Annotated in this window: 15 protein-coding genes and 1 pseudogene; 6 read left to right on the forward strand and 10 right to left on the reverse strand. The window is 65.9% G+C overall.

Going from position 1 to position 21,824, the window contains the following annotated elements:
• On the reverse strand, window positions 1–6,213 hold a 6,213-nt coding region (locus NBZ83_RS15895), incomplete at its 3' end, for a non-ribosomal peptide synthetase (protein WP_261575293.1).
• Between the two features lie 1,132 nt (window positions 6,214–7,345).
• On the opposite strand from NBZ83_RS15895, the pseudogene NBZ83_RS15900 reads away from it, so the two are divergent.
• Window positions 7,346–7,601: pseudogene (locus tag NBZ83_RS15900) on the forward strand (hypothetical protein); the annotation flags it as partial.
• Window positions 7,602–7,737: 136 nt separating this feature from the next.
• Here the strand turns inward: NBZ83_RS15900 and NBZ83_RS15905 are convergent.
• Window positions 7,738–7,956 carry a hypothetical protein gene (locus NBZ83_RS15905; protein WP_261569890.1) on the reverse strand — a complete coding sequence of 73 codons (219 nt, stop codon included), beginning with the start codon at window positions 7,954–7,956 and terminating at the stop codon, window positions 7,738–7,740.
• Between the two features lie 349 nt (window positions 7,957–8,305).
• Here NBZ83_RS15905 and NBZ83_RS15910 point away from each other — a divergent pair, with 349 nt between their 5' ends.
• Window positions 8,306–9,751: an NsdA family TPR-like regulatory protein gene (locus NBZ83_RS15910; protein ID WP_261575294.1), complete on the forward strand. Its 1,446-nt coding sequence runs from the start codon at window positions 8,306–8,308 to the stop codon at window positions 9,749–9,751.
• Between the two features lie 937 nt (window positions 9,752–10,688).
• On the opposite strand, the gene NBZ83_RS15915 is transcribed toward NBZ83_RS15910, so the two are convergent.
• The 6 genes from NBZ83_RS15915 to NBZ83_RS15940 form a co-directional block, all read right to left on the reverse strand.
• Window positions 10,689–11,150 carry a hypothetical protein gene (locus tag NBZ83_RS15915; RefSeq protein WP_261575295.1) on the reverse strand — a complete coding sequence of 154 codons (462 nt, stop codon included), beginning with the start codon at window positions 11,148–11,150 and terminating at the stop codon, window positions 10,689–10,691.
• 270 nt (window positions 11,151–11,420) lie between these two features.
• A protein-coding gene (locus NBZ83_RS15920) for an IS3 family transposase (RefSeq protein ID WP_261570968.1) occupies window positions 11,421–12,589 on the reverse strand; the annotation gives its coding sequence in 2 pieces (ribosomal slippage) (window positions 11,421–12,331 and window positions 12,331–12,589; 1,170 coding nt in all).
• Window positions 12,590–12,780: 191 nt separating this feature from the next.
• Complete coding sequence (locus NBZ83_RS15925) at window positions 12,781–13,272, reverse strand: SMI1/KNR4 family protein (RefSeq protein WP_261570967.1); 492 nt, start codon at window positions 13,270–13,272, stop codon at window positions 12,781–12,783.
• On the reverse strand, window positions 13,272–14,081 hold the full coding sequence (locus tag NBZ83_RS15930) for an HNH/ENDO VII family nuclease (protein ID WP_261570966.1): 810 nt from the start codon (window positions 14,079–14,081) through the stop codon (window positions 13,272–13,274). The genes NBZ83_RS15925 and NBZ83_RS15930 overlap by 1 nt, the downstream gene beginning before the upstream one ends.
• Before the next feature lie 98 nt (window positions 14,082–14,179).
• Window positions 14,180–14,746, reverse strand: coding sequence for a DUF4265 domain-containing protein (locus NBZ83_RS15935; RefSeq protein WP_261570965.1), 567 nt, complete (start codon window positions 14,744–14,746; stop codon window positions 14,180–14,182).
• Entirely contained in the window at window positions 14,715–15,473 is a 759-nt protein-coding gene (locus NBZ83_RS15940; protein ID WP_261570964.1) for a polymorphic toxin-type HINT domain-containing protein, read from the reverse strand. The genes NBZ83_RS15935 and NBZ83_RS15940 overlap by 32 nt, the downstream gene beginning before the upstream one ends.
• Window positions 15,474–17,541: 2,068 nt before the next feature.
• Here NBZ83_RS15940 and NBZ83_RS15945 point away from each other — a divergent pair.
• From NBZ83_RS15945 to NBZ83_RS15960, 4 genes are all read left to right on the forward strand, one after another.
• Window positions 17,542–17,760, forward strand: a complete 219-nt coding sequence (locus tag NBZ83_RS15945; protein ID WP_261570963.1) for a hypothetical protein — start codon at window positions 17,542–17,544, stop codon at window positions 17,758–17,760.
• 131 nt (window positions 17,761–17,891) lie between these two features.
• Complete coding sequence (locus NBZ83_RS15950; RefSeq protein WP_261570962.1) at window positions 17,892–18,308, forward strand: transposase family protein; 417 nt, start codon at window positions 17,892–17,894, stop codon at window positions 18,306–18,308.
• Window positions 18,309–18,340: 32 nt separating this feature from the next.
• Window positions 18,341–19,429 (forward strand): IS630 family transposase, encoded by a 1,089-nt coding sequence (locus NBZ83_RS15955; RefSeq protein ID WP_261571358.1) that lies wholly within the window; start codon window positions 18,341–18,343, stop codon window positions 19,427–19,429.
• Between the two features lie 80 nt (window positions 19,430–19,509).
• The gene (locus NBZ83_RS15960; protein WP_261571285.1) at window positions 19,510–19,707 is read left to right on the forward strand and encodes a hypothetical protein; all 198 of its coding nucleotides are present in this window, start codon (window positions 19,510–19,512) and stop codon (window positions 19,705–19,707) included.
• Window positions 19,708–20,139: 432 nt separating this feature from the next.
• Here the strand turns inward: NBZ83_RS15960 and NBZ83_RS15965 are convergent, their stop codons facing one another.
• Window positions 20,140–20,736 carry a hypothetical protein gene (locus NBZ83_RS15965; protein ID WP_261571284.1) on the reverse strand — a complete coding sequence of 199 codons (597 nt, stop codon included), beginning with the start codon at window positions 20,734–20,736 and terminating at the stop codon, window positions 20,140–20,142.
• A gap of 11 nt (window positions 20,737–20,747) precedes the next feature.
• A partial coding sequence (locus NBZ83_RS15970; RefSeq protein ID WP_261575296.1) for a polymorphic toxin-type HINT domain-containing protein occupies window positions 20,748–21,824 on the reverse strand: 1,077 nt, incomplete at its 5' end.

The raw sequence follows: 21,824 nt of genomic DNA on the forward strand, positions 1-21,824 counted from the left end.
GTGGGGCACGGGTTGCGGGGACGCGCCGTCCGGCGATCCTGTGGCGGCCGGCTCGTGCAGCGCCGTCGCCCAGTCGGTGAGGGTCCTGGCCAACGCGGGGGCCTGGTGCTTGAGGAAGCCGTGCCCGGCTCGGGGCAGCACCGCCAGGTCCACCTGCTCGGCGAAGTGCTCCCATTCGTGGTAGCGCTCGGCGTACAGCTCGGTGACCCTGTCCTTGCTGCCGACGATGCTGAGCATCGGCGCGGAGAACCGGGGATGGTGACGGTCGGTGAGCGTCCGAGTGAAGTACTCCTCCGACCAGCGTTCGTCGTGGCGCACGGCGCGCATGACGATGGCCTGCTCGGCCGGGTCGGCCTGCAGGTCGGCCAGGCCGCCGCCGAGGGCGCGGACCTCGTCCTGGATGGTGCGGTCGGAGACCAGGCGGTCCACCCGGAACCGCCGGTAGATCCAGTCGAAGAAGCGTCCCGGCATGCGCGCCATCGGGAACATCGCGCCGACCGCCACCCCGGACTGCGGCGATCCCAGGTCCTGGAGCCGGTTGGCGAGCGCGATGGTGACGGCGGCGCCGTGGCAGTGGCCGTACAGGTAGATCGGCCCGGGCAGGTGGGTGATCTCGTCCGCGCAGCGGGACACCAGCTCATCGAAGGCGAGCGCCGGCTCGTCGGGGCGGCTGAAGTCCCGGCCGGGAAACTGCGCCGCGTACAGCGCCCAGCCGTCGGGCAGCGCGGCGGCCAGCGGCTCGAACGAGACCGCCTGGCCACCCGAGTACGGGATGCAGACGATCGTGCCCGCGCCGGCCGATCCGTCCGCGGCGGTGAGCCGGTGCAGCAGCGCGTCGGGCCGCGCGGGTGGCCCGTCGACCGAGCCACGCCTGGTCTCCAGGTGCTCGACGAGCTGGGTGATGGTGGGATGCCGGTAGAGGTCGAGCAGCGCTATCCGGACGCCGAACGTCTGCTCGACCTGCCGGATGAGCCGCAACGCGAGGAACGAGTCGCCGCCGAGCTCGAAGAAACCGTCGTCGGGGCCGATCTGGTCGTGGCCCAGGAGGTGGCGCCAGACGGCGGCCATCTCCTGCTGGTCACGTGTCCGTGGTAGCGGCGGCGTCGGCGGGTCGTGGGCGGTCTGCGGCTCGGGGGGTGCCGGCAGCGCCCGGCGGTCCACCTTGCCGTTGGGGTTCAGCGGCAGGGAGTCGAGCAGCACCGTCTGTGTCGGTAGGGCGTGGCGGGGCAGAAAGTGCGCCAGCGCCGCGCGCAGCCCGGTCGGGTCGGGTGGGTCGGCGGGGTTGCGCGCGGTGACGTAGCCGATCAGCCGGGGTGTACCCCGCCGGTCGGGCCGCAGCACCACCGCCGCCGCGCCGACCTGCGGCAACGCGGCGAGCGCGGCGGTGACCTCGGCCAGCTCGATTCGATGCCCGTGCAGCTTGACCTGGTCGTCGAGGCGGCCCAGCAGCTCCAGCACACCGTCGGCGCGCAGACGTGCCCGGTCGCCGGTGCGGTACATCCGCGCGCCGGGTTCGGCGGCGAACGGGTCGGGGCGAAACCGCGTGGCGGTGAGGTCGGCGCGGTCGTGGTAGCCGGTCGCGACCCCCGCCCCGCCGATCCACAGCTCGCCCGGTACGCCGAAGGGCACCAGCTCCGCCCGGTCGTCGAGGACGTAGAGCCGGTTGCCGGGGTAAGGACGCCCGATCGGCAGCGGCGCTTCGGCCGGCAGGTGCGTGACGTCGCCGTCGAAGTAGGCGTTGTCGATCGTGGCCTCGGTGACGCCGTAGGAGTTGACGACCCGCCCGCCCGGCCCGACCGCACGGGCGGCGCGACGGTACTCGTGCACCGCCCAGGCGTCGGCGCCCCCGGCCAGGACCCGGATTCCGGCCAGCGGCGGCGGGCCGCCGGTCGCCGGCTCCACCTGGTCGAGCAGCCGGCGCAGCACGGCCGGCACCAGCTCGACGACCGCGATCCGCTCCTCGACCAGCAGCGCGGCCAGCGCCGCCGGGTCCAGCAGGGTCTCCTGCGGACAGGCCACCAGGCAGCCGCCGGTGGTCAGGGCCCGCAGCGTCTCGCCGGCGAACACGTCGAACGAGATGTTGGCGCCCTGCAGATGCCGTTCACCGGGCCGCAGGTCGTAGGCGTGACGCCACATCGCCGCGGCGTGGTGCAGGTTGGCGTGTGCGACGACGACGCCCTTGGGCCGGCCCGTGGTACCGGAGGTGTAGATCACGTAGGCGGCTGCCGTCGGCGCGCTCTGCGGCCACGGCGGGCGCCAGCCCGGCAGCGACGCCGCCGGGCCGGCGTCCGTGGTCAGGCCAGCGTCCGTCGTCAGGCCGGCGTCCCTGGTCAGGCCGGCGTCCCTGGTCAGGCCGACGTCCGTGGTGACGTCCACGGCCACCGCGTCGGTGAGTTCGCCCGGCCAGGTCCCGGGGCGGGTCAGCACCACCGTCGCGCCGCTGTCGGCGAGCATGTACCGCAGCCGGTCCTCGGGGTACTGCGGGTCCAGCGGCACGTAGGCGGCCCCGGCGCGCCACACCGCCAGCACGGCGGCGTAGGCGTCCCGGCCGCGGGGCAGGCAAATCGCCACCCGGTCCCCGGGCGTCACCCCCACGGCCAGCAGCCGCGCGCCGAGGACGTCGGCGCGCCGCTCCAGCTCGGGGTAGGTCCAGCTCACGTCGCCGTCGCGGACGGCCGTGGCGTTCGGGTACAGCCGGGCCTGTTCGCTGACCAGCAGGTGCGTCCCCCCGCGCGGGCGGTCGTGGACGTCTGCCCCGTCGGTGTCGGTGTCGGCGTCTGTGTCGGGATCGCCGTCGGGATCGCCGCCGGGATCGCCGCCGGGGGCCGGGGTCACCGCGGCTGCCAGGACGGCGTCGCGCTGGGCCGGCGACAGCAGCGCCAGCCGGCTGACCGGCCGGCCGGGGTGCTCGACGAGGTCGCGCAGCAGGATCAGCAGGTGCTCGAGCAGGCGTGCGGCGGTGGCCGGGGCGAACAGGTCCGTGGCGTACTCGACGGCGAGCTCCGGCGCGCCCGGCCGGGCCAGGTCCACGGTCAGGTTCAGGTCGAGCTTGGCGCCGCCGGAAGCGGTGTCGCCGAGGTGCTCGACGGCGATGTCGCCGCGGCGGGCCCGGGCCGGGGCGACCGTGATGATGTTGAGCATCACCTGGGTCAGCGGGCCACGGTCGGGGTGGGGCCGCACCGGCAGCGCCCGGACCAGCTCGTCCAGCGCCACGTCCGGGTGGCCGAGGGCGTCGATCAGAGCGTCGCCGGCCCGGCCGATCGCGGTGGCGGCGTCCGGGTCGTCGCGGAGGTCGACCCGTAGCGGCACGATCGTCAGGTAGGCACCGATACCGGCGGCGGTGTCGGGGTTGCGGTGGGCCAGCGGGCTGAGCACGGTGACGTCGCCGTGCCCGCTGAGCCGGGCGATCAGGGCGGACACCCCGGCGAGCAGCAGCGCCGAGGGGGTCGTGGCCCGGGCTCGGGCGGCGCGTTCGACGGCGGCCAGCAGGTTCGGGGGCAGGGTGATCCGGTGGGTGGCACCGGCGAAGGAGCGCACCGGTGGACGGGGCCGGTCGGCGGGGACCTCCACGTCGGTGTCGACCGCGGCGAGGCGGTCGATCCAGTGCTCGAGGGTGCGAGGCTCGGTCCGTCGCCGCCGCAGATACCCGGCGAACGAGGGCAGCTCCGCCGGGGTCTGTCCGGCCAGCAGCGCAGCGAGCCGCTCGGCGAACACCACGACCGACCAGCCGTCGAACACCAGATGGTGCACGGCCACGACGAGTTCCCACTCCCGGTCCCCGAGCCGGATCGCGGTGGCGGCCAGCAGCGGGCCGGTGGCGATGTCGAAGACCGTGCGCCCGCGGCGGGCGGCAAGCTCGGCTCGGCGCTCGGCCCGTTGCCGGCCGGGGATTGTACGCAGGTCGTGCACCTCGAAGGGCAGCGCGGGGAGCTGCCCGGGGAGCTGCGCGCCAACCCTGAGGGTCGGTCCGTCGGCGCCTTCCCGCACGACCGCGCGGAAGGCATCATGGCCGGCGACCAGAGCACGCAGGGCGGTGGCGAGACGGCCCGGGTCGTCGACCCCGTCCAGGCGGAAGCGCAGTCCGAGGGTGTGCATCGGGGTGCCCGGGGCGAGCTGCTCCGCCAACCACATGTCGCGCTGAAAGGCGGTCAGCGGCGCCGGCCGGTCCGACTCCCCCGCGCCGACGCCGGCTGGGCTGGTGGGGACGGCGGGGTCGGCCGGACTGGCAGGGTCAGCCGGACTGGCAGGGTCAGCCGGACTGGCGGGGTCGGCCGGACTGGCGGGGTCGGTACGGCGCGCGGCGTCGGCCTCGTCCACGAGGGCGAGCAGCCCAGCCGCGGTCGGGCGGGCGTACACCCTGGACATGGCGAGCTCCACGCCGAACTCCCGCGCGACCCCGGCCACGATCCGGACCATGCTGAGCGAGTGGGCCCCGAGTGCGAAGAACGAGTCGTCGGGTTCGACCGGAGTTCCGTCGAGCGCGTCGCTGACCACGGCGCACATCCGCCGCTTCCGATCGGTAGCGGCCGGCCGATCACCGGACGCCCCGGGTACGGCGGGTGCGGCGGGTGGCGAGGACGAGGTGGCCGCAGCGGTGCCGGCCAGCGCCACCAGCGCCGCATAGTCAATCTTGTCTCGGTCGGTGCGGGGGAACGACTCCACGAGGAACAGCCGTGACGGCACGGCCACGGCGGGCAGCGTCTCGTTCAGACTCCGACGCAGCCGCGTCAGATCCGGTGAGGAGAGCGTCCCCACCGGCAGCACGTAGCCGATCAGCCCGGCGGACTCGGGGTCGTAGACGGCCACGGCGTCGCGCACTCCGGGGCCGGCCAGCATCGCCTTCTCCACCTCGGCCAGATCGACGCGGAACCCGCGCACCTTGACCTGCCGGTCGAGGCGGCCGAGCACCACGTACCGGCCGTCGGGAAGCCGGCGGGCTCGATCACCTGTCCGGTAGCGGCGGGCACCGTCGCCGCCGGTACTGAAACCACCGGAGGAACCTTCGGGCAGGCCGAGGTAGCCGGCGGCCACGGTGGGGCCGGAGATGACCAGCTCGCCGTCCTCGCCGAGCTCGACCGGACGCCCGTCGGGATCCTCGATACCGATCTGCACGCCGGGCAGCGGGCGTCCGACCGAGACGAGCACATCTGTGGGTGCGGGCACCGCCGGGCCGGCCAGGTCCTCGGTGGTGGCGACGATCGTGGTCTCGGTGGGCCCGTACACGTTGACCAGCCGGGTGGCCGAGCCGGCCGTGAGCCGGCGCCAGTCCTCGACGCGTTGCCCTCGCGGTCCCTCCCCGCCGACGGTGACCAGACGCACCGACGGCGGCAGGACCAGCCCGTCACGAACCATGCCGTCAACAACCTCGTGCCAGAACGCGGTGGGCAGCGAGAGGACGGTCAGGCCGAGCTCGGCGACGCGGGCCAGCAACCGGGCCGGGGAAGAGATCATGTCGTCGTCCCGGACCACGACCGTCGCCCCCGCCGCCAGCGTCGTGAAGATCTCTTCGAGGCTGACGTCGGCGGTGGCCGGGGCGAACTGCAGCACCCGGTCGTCCGGGCGCAGCTCGTACACGTCGACGAGGGCAGTGATCACGTGGCACAGCGCCGCGCCTGGGATCGCCACCGGCTTCGGTCGCCCCGTACTGCCCGACGTCATCAGCACGCAGGCGATGTCCTCGGGCGCACCGGGGCCCGCGGCCGGCGGCGGCAGGCTCCGGCCGGCCCACTCCCGGTCCAGGTCAATCGCCCGTTCCAGGTCAACCTCACGATCGAGGTCAACACAGCGCCAGGCGGTGTCGGCAAACCTGGGATGCCAGCGGCGGGGCGCCATGACAACCCCAACGCCAAGCTCGGCGGCCCGGGCCAGCGCCTGCGACGGCGGGCCGGGCACGTCGAAGGGGCCGGGCATCTCGTGTGGGTCGAGGGGAAGGAAAGCCGCTCCCACGGCGAGCGCGGCGAGCATACCGACCACCGTCGCCCCGCCCCGCGGGGCGCACAGGCCGACGGCGTCGCCACGGCGCACACCGGTGTCCAGTAACTGGCCGGCCACGGTGTCGACCCGCTCCAGCAGTTGCCGGTAGTTCCACTCCACGCTGCCGTCCACGACGGCGGAGGCAAGCGGGCGAGCGGCGACCTGCGCCCGGACCGCGTCCACGAGGGTGCCGTCGCCGGCCACCGCCGGCAGCTCGTGCGGGTAGGGCAGAGCGGACATGGGGAACATCCCTTGGTCTCGGGCCACGGAGCGGCGCAGCGAGTGGGCAAGGCTCAGCGCCGGTTCGGATTCGGATGGAGAAGGAACCCGGGCGTCAGAGCGGTGGAGTCGACGATGCGGTCGGGAAATTCGACGGCGACGACCGCCAGCCCGGCCTGGTCAAACAAAGTCCGCCACCGCGCGCAATCCACCCGCCGCCGGTTCGGCGATGACCTCAATCAGGACGTGCCGGATCGGTCACTGCCGCTCCAGGCTGGTGTGCATGGCGGTCCCGAGCACAACGTATCGGGGGTGAGTCAGCGTGAAGGCAGGCCGCGGCCGGATCAGTACCCGGTCAGCGGACATCTGACGTTCCGCCGTGGCGATCCTGTCAACAGCCTCGGTCAGCCCGCTCGGATAGTGATGCAGTCTGTCGACAGGTGCACTGATCGGTGCACCGCGTCGGGAGTCAGCCCGATAGAGCTCTCGTTACGGCCGAGCAACAGCCCGGTTCTACGGTCGGTCCGGTCACCCATGTGGGTCACCCATTCCGCCAGCTCCGTTTCTCCCCGGCCATAAACGCTAACCAGGACAGAATGACGGGAAGTATCCTGAACATGAACGTTGCACTACAACCACATCGGCCGGCCAAACCAGCATCTGCACAGACCCACACAGACCATTCGACCAGCACAACTCTGATCCCAACCGGCCCAGAAGGTCGCCGCCGCATAATCGTGAAAGTCGAGCTCCGTGTAGAGCTCAGTAATTCGGCGAGAGTCGAATACTCATTCTGTAAGTTTTCCGGGATGGCGTCTCCCCGACAAGGTGTTTAGGATCCCCGACCGACGACTCGCTGTGATGTTCGGGATGCGATGGGTGCACATTCGCCGGGAAGGGACCTGACCCGATGGTCGGGCGGGCGCAGTCAGGGCATGCCGCGAGCCCGTCGTCACGGGTGTCCGGCTGATCTGACCGTCGCCCAGTGGGCGTCGATCGAGCCGCTGCTGCCGCCGGCGGCGTCGATCGGGCGCCGCGAGAAGCACGCGCGTCGGGATTCTCGCCGGCGCGATTCTGTACGTCGTGCGCAACGGGTGGTGGCCTGGCGGGCACCGCCGTCGGACCACCCGCCGTGGCAGGCGGTCTACCACTCCTCATCGGGACTGACCGGATCCGCGCCCCCGGCCCGAGACCTGGCGTCGACCTCTGGTGGTCAGGCAGGCACGACAACCACGGCGGCAACATCCAGGCCATCTCCGCTCCCGACGACTGGCCACTGTGGGTTTCCCTCCCTGCTCAAGACCACTTTCAAGGCCCTTCGGAACATCAGCCTCGATCCCTGGAAGGTCAGCGAGATCGTTGCCGCCGCCCTCGTCCTCCTCCACTTCGACCACGGACGCACCACCTGACCCGCAAAAGTCACACAGAGCAAGCATCGGTTACGCGGAAAGGCTCAGTCGGCGTCTCGTCGACTTCGGGTGCCTCGACAACGTCCGCGGACGGTGTGGAAATGACGCCCTCGGTCGGCCTTGCTTCATCCTCGCCTCACACCATGACCTCTCCGTCCACCACGTTCATGTTGTCCGTGTCGACGTCCGGCGTCTCCTGGTTCCGCCTCTCGAAGACCTGCACTCGACGAGCGTGTGGGAGCGCGGCCATGATCCGTGCCGCCAGGTGCAGCACGTCGCGTCGATCCAGGGCCTCCCGAGACACATAGGTTCGGGACACGACCCCACTCGTGTAGTGGATCACTACCACGGACATAGGTGGCCTCTCTGCCGTCACCGAGACCCCTGGCGCACCCGCGTTGAGCAGAAGTGCGCCAGGGGCCGACAGGGGCGCTCCGGCAGTTCGTCGCGAGGGAACCGGAGTGCCCTCCACAAGTGCACCGGAAAGCTACGGGTCGTTCCACCGTCAACTTCTTGGTAAATCGCAAGGTCAGGGTGCGGGTCCCACCTCTCCGATACACACTTTTCACGGTCGTTCGGGCACGTGTTAGGAAAATGTTCGGGGCGGCCGACAAGACCACATACAAAAATCCAGATTGGCGTGAGTGATCCGTTACGCTGCCCTCTGTCGGCAAACACCGCCCACACCCCCCGAAAGGTCCGCGATGCCCCCGCAGAGCAGGTCCACCAAGGTCGAGGAGGCACGAAGCATCGCGCTACGCGCCAAGCATCCCGACTGGAAGCCCGAACGACTGACCGCCTACCGGAAGTCCCTCGGTTGGAGCAGGGCAACGCTCGTCCGCAAGATCAGGGAAATTGACCCGGCCTCGGTGTCGTTCACGCCGCCCATGGCTGCCGAGGTGCAGACCATGCGCCACGAACGCGGTTGGACCTTCCCAGGCGAGGACTGGCAGGCGGCGTACAGCCACGTCACCGGGGCAACCCGCGTCGAGCTGGGCTTTTGCTCCCGCCTTTCGCGGGGTGAGCCGACAGTCACCGCAGGTGCCTTGCCGTCCGGGGTGCCCCTCGCGGACGATGGGCTAGGCGAACTCTGGACGCAACACGGTCTCGACGCGTGGGAGGGGGTGTCGGCCCTGGAGCGGAGGCAGTTCCTCGCCCTCAGCGGCGTCGCCCTGTCCAACGCGGCCCATGAGTGGCTCGTGGCGGACCCCGCGCGTCTCGCCGCAGCTCTCAACGGGCGCCGTGTGGACGCGGGCGTCGTGACCGACCTGAACACCGCCACGGACACGCTGCGGCGGCTCGATGACAAGCTGGGCGGGCAAGCGGTCTTCGGCATGGTCGCCGAACAGCTCAAGCTCGTAGTCAACCTGCTCCGGAACACGTCCTACAGCCAGGCGGACGGGCAAGCACTCCACGGCATCGCTGCCGAACTGGCTCGTCTCGCAGGGTGGACGAGCTACGACGCCGGGCGAAACGGCACCGCGCAGAGGTTCTACCTCGTCGGCCTGAGGGCCGCTCACGAGGCTGATTCGCCCGGTGTCGCGGCCAATATCCTCCGGTGTATGGCTCACCAGGCGCGGTCGGATGGTGACCCCCACACCGCCATCGAGCTTCTGCGTTCCGCCCGTGCGGGTTCACGGGGACGGCTGAGCTTCACCGAACAGGCTGTACTCGCCGCGGGCCTCGCCAGCGCGCACGGTGTCGCCGGGGATCGATCCTCAGCACTCAGCGCATCCGAAACCGCCTATGCCGCGATCGAGCAGGCGAAGACGGACGAGGACCCCCCGTACGTCTACTGGGCTGGTCCCTACACGATCGCCCAATCCGTCGGGGCCTCGCTCATGAGCACCGGAGACCCTGCGGGGGCGATCCCGCACTTCAGGTCCGCCATCGACCTGATCGGCACCGACCTACCCCGTGACCGCCTCGGCTTCGTGCTGCACCTAGCCCTGGCGCACACCCAGGCCGGCGACCCCGACACGGCAATCAGCCTGACCCACGAAGCGATCACCACGACGGCGGTTCCGTCATCGATCATGGGCGGTCGTATCGTCGACGTCTGCCAGGCGATCTCAGCGACCGGTCATCCCGGGGCGGTCGATCTGGTCGAGCACGCACGTACCACGATCGGTCCCGCCGAGTCGGTTTGAGCGCAGCGAGCTTCTCGCCCTCGAAACTGTTCGGCGTGCAGGACTCCAACGACCCACCAGAAGCGGCGCCGATGCCGTCCTGCGCGCAGATGCTGGCCTGGGCGCGTCGTGTGAAGGTTCGGACAGTGACCCACCGGATCTATCTGCGGCCGAACCTTCGACTCACGGCACAAGACTGATATCGCCAGAGTCGCTTTCCTCGGCGCCACCTCCTCTGCAGAAGCGGCAGTGGGTCGCCCGCATTTCTCTACCTGGCCGAGTTCGGGAGCGATTGCCGCCATTCCGCAATGCTCCTGACGAGCGGGCCTGCGACATCCACCGCACCACAGACATAAGCTAGCCAGCGCAATTCCTCACACGGGAACACCGGTTCTCCGGACGAGTCAACCCAGAGCACGACCATATCATCCGGACCGTGGGTCATATCCCACCATGCCCAACCCCTCAATTGCGGATCGAGGCAGTACAGCCACTCCTGAAGATCCCAAGGTTCTTCGCCGCGGCTAGAAACATACTGCCGGCTCCCCGCGGATGCCACAGAGTCTCGACCACCCAGGGTGGAGCCACACGTCGCCTCTGCAAACCAATCGGGGATAAGAGTTTCCGATATCCGCCCCGAATCAAAGTCGGCATCGTTCGCGGTTCGAATTGCAGCAGACAGCACAGCCCGAAATCTCTCGACGTAATGGATCGCGTTCACCCCGGTGGCGACCATGAACGTAGCAAGTTCAGGTGGCCCTTCAGTTCCTCTCATCGGAGAGGTGTCAATTCGCTTCTGTTCACCGAGAAACCTGCGGGCCATCATCTGACCACCCGACCGGAACCAGGAACGATGGCCCTCATCAGATCACCAAACATGTTACTGTAGTGCCCATCGGCGGACATCGACTCATTACGAGCATATTCTGGTCGCGAGACCACGGCGACGACCTGGAGATCAAACGCGGTCGCCGGAGACCTCGAATTCCCGGATCGTGCAGTCTTCCAGGACTCTCATTACTGACAGCCTCTCTACAGTCTCCAACCATGCTTCGAAGCGCTTTCCGTCTACCGGAAACCACCATTCGGAATAGCTACCTAGAGCCGCCAGCCCATCATCCAGCCGGTATCTAAGCTCAAACTGGATCTGAATATAAGATTCATGCCTTCCGAGTGGATCAACAACTTCGAGCTGACGAACCATACTCAGCACAAACGTGGGCTCCGAGAACCATCCGGCCTTTCCGTACTGAAATAGATAGCCGTCCGCGTCAGGTGAATCGGGTACGTCGAAGTCAATCAACGAGTATCGGCGAATCAAATCCGTCAAATCTACAACCCGGAGATCGCGGACGAAGGAACCGTCGAGAAGCCTTCTGGCAGCCTGCAGGGCCGCAGCGACTGGCTTCTTGTCGGGCATGGACTCTCCTCCTATTCCAAGTCACAGCTTCATGCGTTAGATGGAGAATCAGAAGCAGGCTTAAACGACGATTCAGGGCCGGTATCCAGCGAGGAGTTGACTCCTGACAAGATCGATCAGATCGATAGTCTCCTGCCTGGTTCTTGCTCCTCCCTGGAGGTCATTCACATAGCCATAATACTCATTCGTATGGACTCTCGAATGCACCGAGGCGCCAATTGGGTTAGGTGAAGCTGCCCCGGTTTCGTTCACAGGTAGGGCTTTGGACGGCTATGCGGCTTGATGGTACTCGTAGTAGCGGGTTTCGTGTTCGTGGGGGCTGAGGTATCCGTTGGTGGAGTGGCGGCGTTGCCGGTTGTAGAAGCCCTCGATGAAATCGAAGAGCGCCGCGCGGGCCTGATCGTGGGTGGTGAAGCTGGTGCGGTCGAGGAGTTCGCATTCGAGGGTGGCGAAGAACGACTCGGTGAGCGCGTTGTCGTAGCAATCACCGGCGGATCCGACGGATCGGCGGACATCATGGTGAGCGCAGAGCCGGGCGAACTCACGAGAAACGTATTGACTGCCCTGGTCGGAGTGGTGGATGACGCCCGGGGCGGGACGTCGGTGCTGGAGGGCCATGGTGAGCGCGTCGGCCACGAGGGCGGTTTTCTGCGTGTCGGACATGGACCAGCCGACGATCTTGCGGGAGTGCAGGTCGAGGACGACCGCGAGGTACAGCCAGCCCTGCCCGGTCGGGACGTACGTGACGTCGGCGGTCCAGACCCGGTCCGGTGCCGGGACGGTGAAGTCCCGTCCGACCAGGTCGGGTGGCAGGTACGCGGCCCGGTCCCGGCGGGTCAGGCTGACCCGTCGGCGGCGGTGGACCCCTCGCAGGCCAGCCTGTCTCATCAGCCGGGCGACGCGCTTGCGGCTGGTTCGGACGCCGGCGGCGGCCAGGTCGGCGTGCACCCGGGGGGCGCCGTAGGTCGCCCGGGACGCCGCATGCACCGCGGTGATCTTCGTGGTCAGGGTCCGATCGCCGGCAGTCCGAGCGGACACGCCGCCGCGGCGGCGCCAGGCGTAGTAGCCCTCGCGTGACACACCGAGCACGCGGGCCAGGACGGAGACAGGGTGGTGTGTTTTCTCCGCGTCGATCAGAGCGAACGTCATTTCTGATCGGTCCCCGCCGCGAAGAAAATTGTGGCCTTACGGAGGATCTCGCGTTCCTCCCGGAGCTGCCGGTTCTCCTTCCGGAGGCGTTTCAACTCGTCGCGTTCCGCGGCGGTCAACTCGTCCGCTCGCGCCTCTCCCTCCTGTTCGGCCTGGCGTACCCAGTTACGGATCGACGGCCCCGACGGGCCGTATTCTTTGGCCAGCGCCTCGGGCGAGTGGCCAGCTCGGACAAGCTCCACCATCTGACGGCGGAATTCCTCCGTGTACGGCGGTTGTGATCTCGACACCTGTACTCCTCCCTGGGACCATTATCCCAAAAATCCCAGGTGTGAACAGGAACGGGTCAACTTCAACCGAAGCCGGGTCGGGGTCGGGCACGAGGCAAATTTCCCGCGGTCGAAAGCCAACTACATCCTGTCGCACACGATGCACTGTTAGCTCGCCGCCACGATCGTGTTCTTTAAACCTTAAGATTGAACTAACTCATGTTCCGCCAGCCTTCGATTGCTATTCGACACAAATTTAGCGCATAGTGTCCAAAATTCGCTCCCAAAACTTCCATATCCCCCTCGTCTACCGTTCCAGGATTCCATACCACGACCGGGTATTCGTCGTACATGTCCGACCGAGAAGAATCTAGGACTATCAGTCCACCCATGCCGTCAAACATCGTCACAACGAGATGGTCTGGCAAGGAGTAGCAGCGACGGGCGTCGAGCGTCGCGGCCACCGAACCCAGTAGAACTTGACCGGCGCCAGGTGTCTGATAGACGCCCAGAAATTCCTGGCCGGCAACATCCGCCGTCCCAAATTTGGCTATGAATCTTCGATAGGACGGGGGAAATTTAATCCCAAGCACACGTTCGGCAGCTCCAATGGTCGATTCATCACAGCCGCTCGCGTAATGGGAAATATCTGAATTTGCTCGGATCATATCAATCAAAACATCAACACTTTCGACGCCACCCATCAATTCCCAAACCCCGCAGCTCGATCCTTCCAATACTGCGATTTCCAGACACTGAAGGCATTGCGGTCGATACTGCTCGGAATTCTTGCACCGGCCTTCCAATGCAGCTGCCTATAATTCCCGAAGTGCATCTTTTGCGTCACCTCCGCAATCGGGCCATCTTGGGTCTGCAGCAGATGATGCAGATTTACCGGATTCCCATCCGGGCCTATCGGAGCCAGCCCTTGGCGCATTCTCTGAAGATTACTCCGACCGTACTTATCTGTCGGCGAAGCGAAACTCGGATTTACTAGATCATCTCGTTGATAGATCCGTTGCCCGTTGTAATCAATCGGGGACCAGTAGGAACAGCTCGCGTTGTGGACGAGGACGGGTGCCTGGCCGGCGAGGACGTAGTAGGTGTGGAGGGTGTCGACGGTGAGGTTGTAGACGGTCTGGGCGCGGTCGTACTCGCGGGTCGCGGTGACCCGGATGTGGCTGCCGGTGGGGGTACGGAGGGTGTCGGCGGAGGTCAGGTCGTCGGCATCGACCCAGGCGTGGTCGACATCATCCCAGAACGGATGATGATCCGTCGCCGTCAACGTCGCCGAACCGCGGCCCGTGTCAACACTGACCGCAACCAGATGCTTCAAACCCTGGCCCACGATCAACGCCGTGACGGTACGAGCCTCGGTACGACCGGTCACCGGATCGGTCGCCAACACCCGATCACCGACCCTGACATCCCGGATCCGCTTACGAGTCCCGTCGGCCATCAGAACCGCGGTGTCACCATCGAAACTGTTCGGCGTGCACGACTCCAACGCCAACCCCGGCGCCTTGCACAAAGTCTGTGCGTCAACTACTGCCGCCAAAAACCACAGAAGCCCCGCCGAATTTATTTCGGCGGGGCTTCTCGCGGATCCGTCTAACTATTGGACTCCAGAAATCCAGCGCGGTCGCGATGACTCCTCGAAAGCGCGGCCTCTTCGATGCCGATTTTCCCTTGAACAGCAACGCCGAGAAGGGCCGCCCTCATGGACCCATAATCAACCTCCGGCGGCACGTCGATTGCCCACAAGTATCCAGTCGTATCAATCTCCCAGGAGCAATCGAAGCTACGGATCATGGCGTCAACCATGTCCCTGGCGTCGCCATTTTTCAAGATTATGCGCACCGTTGAATGTCCGGACTCCGTCAGAAAATTCTCGAAGACAAGTTCTCTCCGATCATGATCTGCCCTAACGCGCACAATATCACCGAAAGCAATCCCCTTCACATAGAATGGTGCGTTTCGGACCTCAACCTCCATCTTCGCGGACGTCTTCCGAGTCCAGAGCCGTTCCGCGGAGGCATGAGCCCAGGTGGCAGTCTCATTAGGGAGGTCAAAGGCCACCTTGTACAGCCTCTCAGGCTTGCTCTCCAGCGTTCCTTCCCTACCGAAAGATGCGGATTCTTCACCGCTAGTATCCGAGGAAATCCCTGAGCTCGTCATCCCAATCCTCCAGCGACTTCGTGGACTTATCCCTGTTGCATCGCCGGCACGCCACCGCACCATTGTGTGCGCCGCCATGGCCGCCACTCACCCTCGGCTCAATGTGATCAACCTGGGCATCATTCGGGAGTCCAGGGGTGCCTCTCGCCGAGGGTCGGCGTACCACATCCTGCCCACAGTAATCGCACTTTAGGACGCCACTATTCTTTGCTTCGTTGGCGTCATAAACCTTCTGCCGCTCAGAGTCGGTGAAATTCAAGCCAACCCGGTTGCAGTTGTGGACGAGGACGGGGGTGGTGCCGGCGAGGACGTAGTAGGTGTGGAGGGTGTCGACGGTGAGGTTGTAGACGGTCTGGGTACGGTCGTACTCACGGGTCGCGGTGACCCGGATGTGGCTGCCGGTCGGGGTACGGAGCTCGTCGACGGGGGCCAGGTCGTCGGCATCGACCCAGCCGTGGTCGACATCATCCCAGAACGGATGATGATCCGTCGCCGTCAACGTCGCCGAACCGCGGCCCGTGTCAACACTGACCGCAACCAGATGCTTCAAACCCTGGCCCACGATCAACGCGGTCACCGTACGAGCCTCGGTACGACCGGTCACCGGATCAGTCGCCAACACCCGATCACCGACCCTGACATCCCGGATCCGCTTACGAGTCCCGTCGGCCATCAGAACCGCGGTGTCACCATCGAAACTGTTCGGCGTGCACGACTCCAACGCCAACCCCGGCGCCTTGCACAAAGTCTGTGCGTCAACTACTGCCGCCAAAAACCACAGAAGCCCCGCCGAATTTATTTCGGCGGGGCTTCTCGCGGATCCGTCTGACTATTGGTCTCTGGCAATCCATGGCGGTAGCGATGAGCTCTCGAAGGCGATGGCCGAATCCTCGACGCCCGTCACCGCCCCCGCGGCCGCGGGCCCCGCAAGCTCTCACTGGCCGCGAACCGTTCAATCCTATCGCCTTCGACCTCGTAGCAAGACCCAGGAATCATTAAATCTGACGGCGTTCCTCGAGAAGTTTCACCCATTCATTTTCTGAAAAATTTGAGTAATCCGCCAAATGAGCGTTTGGCGCGGTTTCGATCAGGTGGAGAAGAGTCCACGCGAGCCCGAAACATCCATCTGAACCAAAGACTCCCAGAAGAGCTTGCGCCTCCTCGTCCGATACAGGCGCAGAGATCTGACCCAGTAGATTCTCTCGTCCCTCCAGGCTGCCGGGGGTCGCACCCTCCTCCGCCGGGAGTGGCCCAGTTCCTACCAGGTCTTTCACCGCTTTACGCAATGTTTTTCTCTCCTCGAGAGCATCCCGGCACCTCGGTAGTATGACAAAATCCCCCATATCTCACCGACACCCCGCCGTAGCGCTCATGCTGGGAATGGTCCTCGGGCCCCCGAGTTTCGAGAGCGGATTCCGCCCGATTCCGGTTCCGCGGAATCCGAGTGACCGTGTCAAGCGGTCCTGGTCGTAATCATGGTGGGGGCTTGTGGTGGTGGGAGGACCGGGCCGAGATCGTGGCGGCGCGTCGATAGCGTCCAAGGAGGCGAACAACCGCGCAGGCGCGAGGACCGTGGCGCGTGGCGCGTGTTCTACAGGAAACTATGATCCCTGGAATCATGGCTCGGCAGCGCATCGCAAGTATCGCGGAACACTGTGATCACCTGTCGAGGCGGGTCGAGAGCGGGGCGGTGTGCCGGCCGGCAGCCGTCCGCGAGTCGGTCCAACACCGTCCTGATCTGTCCGAGGGGTACTTCATTGTCACCGGTTCGGCCGTTGAGCCATCAACATGATCCATCGACCGGAATCGCGCATCAAAATTATTAAAGCTACCTCCGGGCACAGCATCAACTGTACCCCTCAGCCCAATCTAGCTTGAGTAGATCATTGGTGGCGCCACGCGCGACAGACTGCATTATGCGCAAGCAGTCAGCGTCCGTCGTAAATATCAGAAACCTGGGCGGTTCATCTCTCTCTACATTCTCCAGGATGACCCGACGCCTTGCCGAGACACTCACCCCCCATCCCGACTCATGTTCTACTAAAATATCTGAGTGCTCAACATCCGCCCTTACCAACTCGGCGATCAACGCAGGCAGCATTTCCTCACGCCCGTTCTCCATGGAACCATTTAGATGAGTCACGGTGAACATCCTGGGGACCCCCATCAGCTAGTTTTTCGGTGCACCCATCGGGATCGCCCATTCTGCATATCCCCCAACACCGCTGGGATGGAGAATACCCCACCAGACCAGTCCTGGGGTGTGCTGGTACCCGGACACCAGCCGCATTACCCCTAGACGGCCGCCGATCCGTGAGGAGTGGACATGATCCCACAGCCAGCCATCAGGTGTTCTGCGCCCTCTGACACGCGACACCGCCGATCCAACACCGGGAATCATCGCGTCTGCTCGGCGCGCAAACTCTGGATCGGAGCTGATCGCCACGTCGAGCGCCTCATTAGCTCGATTAAAATGGACTCTCCTGGATTTGCCGAAGTCAATTGGGGCAAGCTGCACCTCGACGAAGGAGGTGTATTGGCCAGGACCGTTGTGAAGCTGGGAGGCCGGCCCAGCTTGGTGGCGGCCGATGCGGGCCTGGGTGTCGTCGTAGCGGTCGATGTAACGGTTACCCGACTGCCAGCAAGTCTGATCAGGAGTAACCGGACGGCACGACGACGCCAGCGGAGCGACACCCCCACCGGTGGTGTCACAGGGATTCTCGGACAGCTCCGGACTGGCGGGCGCGGCAGGCTGGGCGGCGGGAGCGGGCCGGCCTGCCGGAATCAGAACCGCGGTGTCACCACGCAACGTCGAGATCGCCTACACCCCGACCTACAGCAGCTGGCTCAGCCGTATCGAGGCCCAGTTCACCGCGCTGCGGTACTTCGCGTTGGACAGCACCGATCACCGCAACCACCGCGTCCAGGCCTCGATGATCCGCCGCTACATCATTTGGCGGAACAAACACGCCCAAGACCAGCGCCTACGCCAAGTCGTCGACGAGCGAACGTAGCCTGACACGGCACTAGGCCTTCCTGATCGTCCCGAGGTGCCATGCCCGCCGCATCATTATCGTCGCCTGCCCCTGTTCTGGATCAGCTGGCGTCCACGGCGGCCAGCGCGGCGTCTCAGCCGGTATCGCCCGTGGGATTGCTGGCGGTGTTCGCGCAGATCATCGACCCGCGGAAATCGCGTGGGAGACGGCACCGGCTGCCGGTCCTACTCACGTTGGCGACGTGCGCGGTGCTGGCGGGGGCCCGGTCGTTCACTGCGATCGCCGAGTGGGCCGCGGATGCCGGAGAAAGGATGTGCTCAACGCTGGGGATCGTGCGGGTCCCGGACGCCTCGACGTTGCGCCGGGTGTTCGCCTTGCTCGACGCCGACGCGTTCGACAGCGCGCTCGGGGCGTGGCTCGCCACCGCGACCACACCGGCCCCGGGTGACCGGCGACGGGTCGCGATCGACGGAAAGACCTTGCGCGGCTCACGAGCCGACGACACCGCCGGGCGGCATCTGCTCGCCGCCTTCGACCAGCACCACCACATCGTCCTAGTGTCCTGAGTCGTAGATTCGCGTGCAGATAGAATGGGCTGGTGCCTGGCCCGAGCGCGGATCCCATCGAGTTGTCGGCTGCCGAGCGTGCGGTGCTGGAAGGGTGGGCCCGGCGGCGCAAGACCGCGCAGGCGCTGGCATTGCGCTCGCGGATAGTGCTGGCCTGCGCGGACGGCGGGACGAACTCGGGGATAGCGACCGAGCTCGGGATCACCCGGGGGACGGTCGCGAAATGGCGGAGCCGGTTCACGGTCGACCGGCTGGAGGGCCTGTCGGACGAGGCGCGTCCAGGGGCGCCACGGAAAGTCACCGACGCGCAGGTCGAGACGGTGATCGCGAGGACGCTGGAGGAGAAGCCGCCGAACGGCGACACGCACTGGTCGTCGCGGTCGATGGCGAGGGCCAGCGGGTTGTCGCAGTCGACGGTGTCGCGGATGTGGCGGGCGTTCGGGTTGAAACCGCACCTGGTCGAGACGTGGAAGCTGTCCACCGACCCGTTGTTCGTGGACAAGGTCCGTGACGTGGTCGGGGTCTACCTCGACCCGCCGGAGAAGGCGATCGTGCTCTGCGTCGACGAAAAATCCCAGGTGCAGGCACTGGACCGCACCGCACCGGTGCTGCCGATGATGCCGGGTACGCCGGAGCGGATGACCCACGACTACGTCCGGCATGGCACGACCAGCCTGTTCGCCGCCTTCGACCCGACGTCGGGGTCGGTGATCGCGCAGACCTACCGGCGGCACCGCCACCAGGAGTTCCTGCGTTTCCTCAAGCTGATCGATTCCTCGGTGCCGAAGGGCTATGACCTGCACCTGGTCCTGGACAACTACGCCACCCACAAGACCCCGGCGGTGAAGAACTGGCTGCTGCGCCACCCCCGCTTCCACCTGCACTTCACTCCGACGTCGGCGTCGTGGATGAACCTGGTCGAGCGCTGGTTCGGGGAGCTGACCAACCGCAAGCTGCGCCGATCCACGCACCGGTCGGTCGTCGAACTCGAAGCTGACATCCGTAGATGGATCAACTCCTGGAACAAGGACCCGAAGCCGTTCGTCTGGGCCAAGACCGCCGACGAGATCCTTGAAACCCTCGCCGCGTACTGCCAGCGAATCAGCGACTCAGGACACTAGCCCACTGTGACGTCGACGCGAAGACCAACGAGATACCTGATCTGAGAAACCTGTTCGGCACCGTCGACCTGACCGGCGCGGTGGTCACCGCGGACGCGTTGCACACCCAGCGCGACACCGCCACCTGGCTGGTCGACCAGGGCGCCCACTACTTCCTGGTCGCGAAGGCCAACCAGCCCGGACTGTCCGCCCAGCTCACGGCCTTGCCCTGGACGAAGGTTCCCACCCGGTCCCGCACCCGCACCCGGGACACGGCCGGGTCGAGACCCGGATCGTGAAAGCCACCGAGGTCCGCGCCGGCATCGACTTTCCCCACGCCGTCCACGCCATCCAGATCACCCGCGGGTCGGTCGCCGGCGGTCCGACACAGACCGAAACCGCCCACGCGATCACCAGTCTGCCGACCCACCACGCCAGCCCCGCCCTGCTCACCGATCTCGCCCGCGGCCACTGTCCGCGGAAAACCGGCTGCACCGGGTGCGCGATGTCACCTACGACGAGGACCGACACCGCGCCCGCACCGGCAACGCACCCCAGGTCATGGCCAGCCTTCGCAATCTCGCGATCGCCATCCTGCGCCTGTCCGGCACCACCAACATCGCCCAGGAACTACGTCACCATGCCCGCCAACCCGAACGACCACTCGCAGCGATCGTGAACCTAAAACTGCTAACCAGAAAACTTGCCGCAGCCCTGTCTGGAGGGGTGACTCACTTCATCGATCTCAGACCGTCGACAGCATACTCAAGATTATTCGAAAGGGCATACCGGACAGCGGCTTCACGAATTTCTTCAGCTTTTTCCCTTCTCCCCAGCCGCAGATGATAATAGAGCGATATTTCCAGTTTCCCAAGAGGATTGAGAGGGGAGATGGAAAGTCGTCTGCACTCCTGACCATCTTCCAGTAGACGCAGCAAATCGTCGATGTCGCGGATTTTCAGCAGGAATTCGTCGCCAATGAATGCGATGGTTTCCAAGACCAATTCCGCCACTTCTCCATCCTCCTCATCTCCAGTCAACTCTAGATAGATCCCCTTGGGATGCCGTTTCGAATAGATCGATCCAAGATTAGTGCACACAACCCATTCTGCGCGATCTGCCGAGATGAAACTGGCGTTCGGCAGTCCAAGACACAGTAGGGCATCGAACTGATAGCTGCCCTGCCCTGCAGTCTTCAACGGGCGGAAACAGACTGCTCGCAACAGATCGTCATCGCGGATCGCCATTCTTCCTCTTGCTGTAAACCCGTATTCATCGGAAACAAAGGTCCAGCACCGGTCAATCAACTTCTTGAAGTCGGGATTCATGCTGCTCCGGCCTATCGAACTCGACGGTACGAGATCTTCCCGCCTTGGGAAATGCGGTACACCCACAACTGCCCAGAACCTACTGGCACCTGCATCTCCTGCTCGTAGCGGGCGAGTTCCCTGGTTCCTCTTCTGATCTGTGCCCGAGTGTCGGGCTTCAATTCCACCGGCACGGACTGACCGGTCGCCGGATCGGTATAGATACCGTCTGGACGCAGCCCACTCGGAAGAGCGAATTCCTTTCCATAGCCGACCTCACCCAGACCGTCAAGCACCTTACTGAATTCACTGTGCGCCCATCTTCCATTTTGGGCCGGTGGGTTGTCGCCGCTCGTGCAGCTGTTGGCGTTGTGGACGAGGACTGGGGTGGTGCCGGCGAGGACGTAGTAGGTGTGGAGGGTGTCGACGGTGAGGTTGTAGACGGTCTGGGTGCGGTCGTACTCGCGGGTCGCGGTGATCCGGATGTGGCTGCCGGTGGGGGTGCGCAGGGTGTCGGCGGAGGTCAGGTCGTCGGCGTCGACCCAGGCGTGGTCGACATCATCCCAGAACGGATGATGATCCGTCGCCGTCAGGGCCGCCGAGCCATGGCCGGTGTCGACACTGACCGCCACCAGATGCTTCAAACCCTGGCCCACGATCAACGCCGTCACCGTACGAGCCTCGGTACGACCGGTCACCGGATCGGTAGCCAGCACCCGATCACCGACCCTGACATCCCGGATCCGCTTACGAGTCCCGTCGGCCATCAGAACCGCGGTGTCACCATCGAAACTGTTCGGCGTGCACGACTCCAACGCCCCACCAGCCGGTCCGCCAGCGGAACCGCCCTGCGCGCAGATACGAGCCTGAGTCTCGTCGTAACGGTCGGTGTAACGGTTACCCGACTGCCAGCAGGTCTGATCAGGAGTGACCGGACGGCACGACGACGCCAGCGGAGCCACACCCCCACCGGTGGTGTCACAGGGATTCTCGAACAGCTCCGGACTGGCGGGCGCGGCAGGCTGGGCGGCGGGAGCGGGCCGGCCGCCGGCGGCCGGGGCGTCGGGGCGGGCAGCGGAAGCCGAGGGATCGTGGCACCGCTGCGGAGC

The organism is Frankia gtarii (assembly GCF_025403375.1).
Lineage (GTDB): Bacteria > Actinomycetota > Actinomycetes > Frankiales > Frankiaceae > Frankia > Frankia gtarii.

What these genes read in the sequence shown, in the direction of transcription:
- NBZ83_RS15905 (WP_261569890.1), bottom strand. Translation starts at nt 7,956, where the DNA reads ATGTCCGTGGTAGTGATCCACTACACGAGTGGGGTCGTGTCCCGAACC.
- NBZ83_RS15910 (WP_261575294.1), top strand. Translation starts at nt 8,306, where the DNA reads ATGCCCCCGCAGAGCAGGTCCACCAAGGTCGAGGAGGCACGAAGCATC.
- NBZ83_RS15915 (WP_261575295.1), bottom strand. Translation starts at nt 11,150, where the DNA reads ATGCCCGACAAGAAGCCAGTCGCTGCGGCCCTGCAGGCTGCCAGAAGG.
- NBZ83_RS15925 (WP_261570967.1), bottom strand. Translation starts at nt 13,272, where the DNA reads ATGGGTGGCGTCGAAAGTGTTGATGTTTTGATTGATATGATCCGAGCA.
- NBZ83_RS15935 (WP_261570965.1), bottom strand. Translation starts at nt 14,746, where the DNA reads ATGACGAGCTCAGGGATTTCCTCGGATACTAGCGGTGAAGAATCCGCA.
- NBZ83_RS15965 (WP_261571284.1), bottom strand. Translation starts at nt 20,736, where the DNA reads ATGAATCCCGACTTCAAGAAGTTGATTGACCGGTGCTGGACCTTTGTT.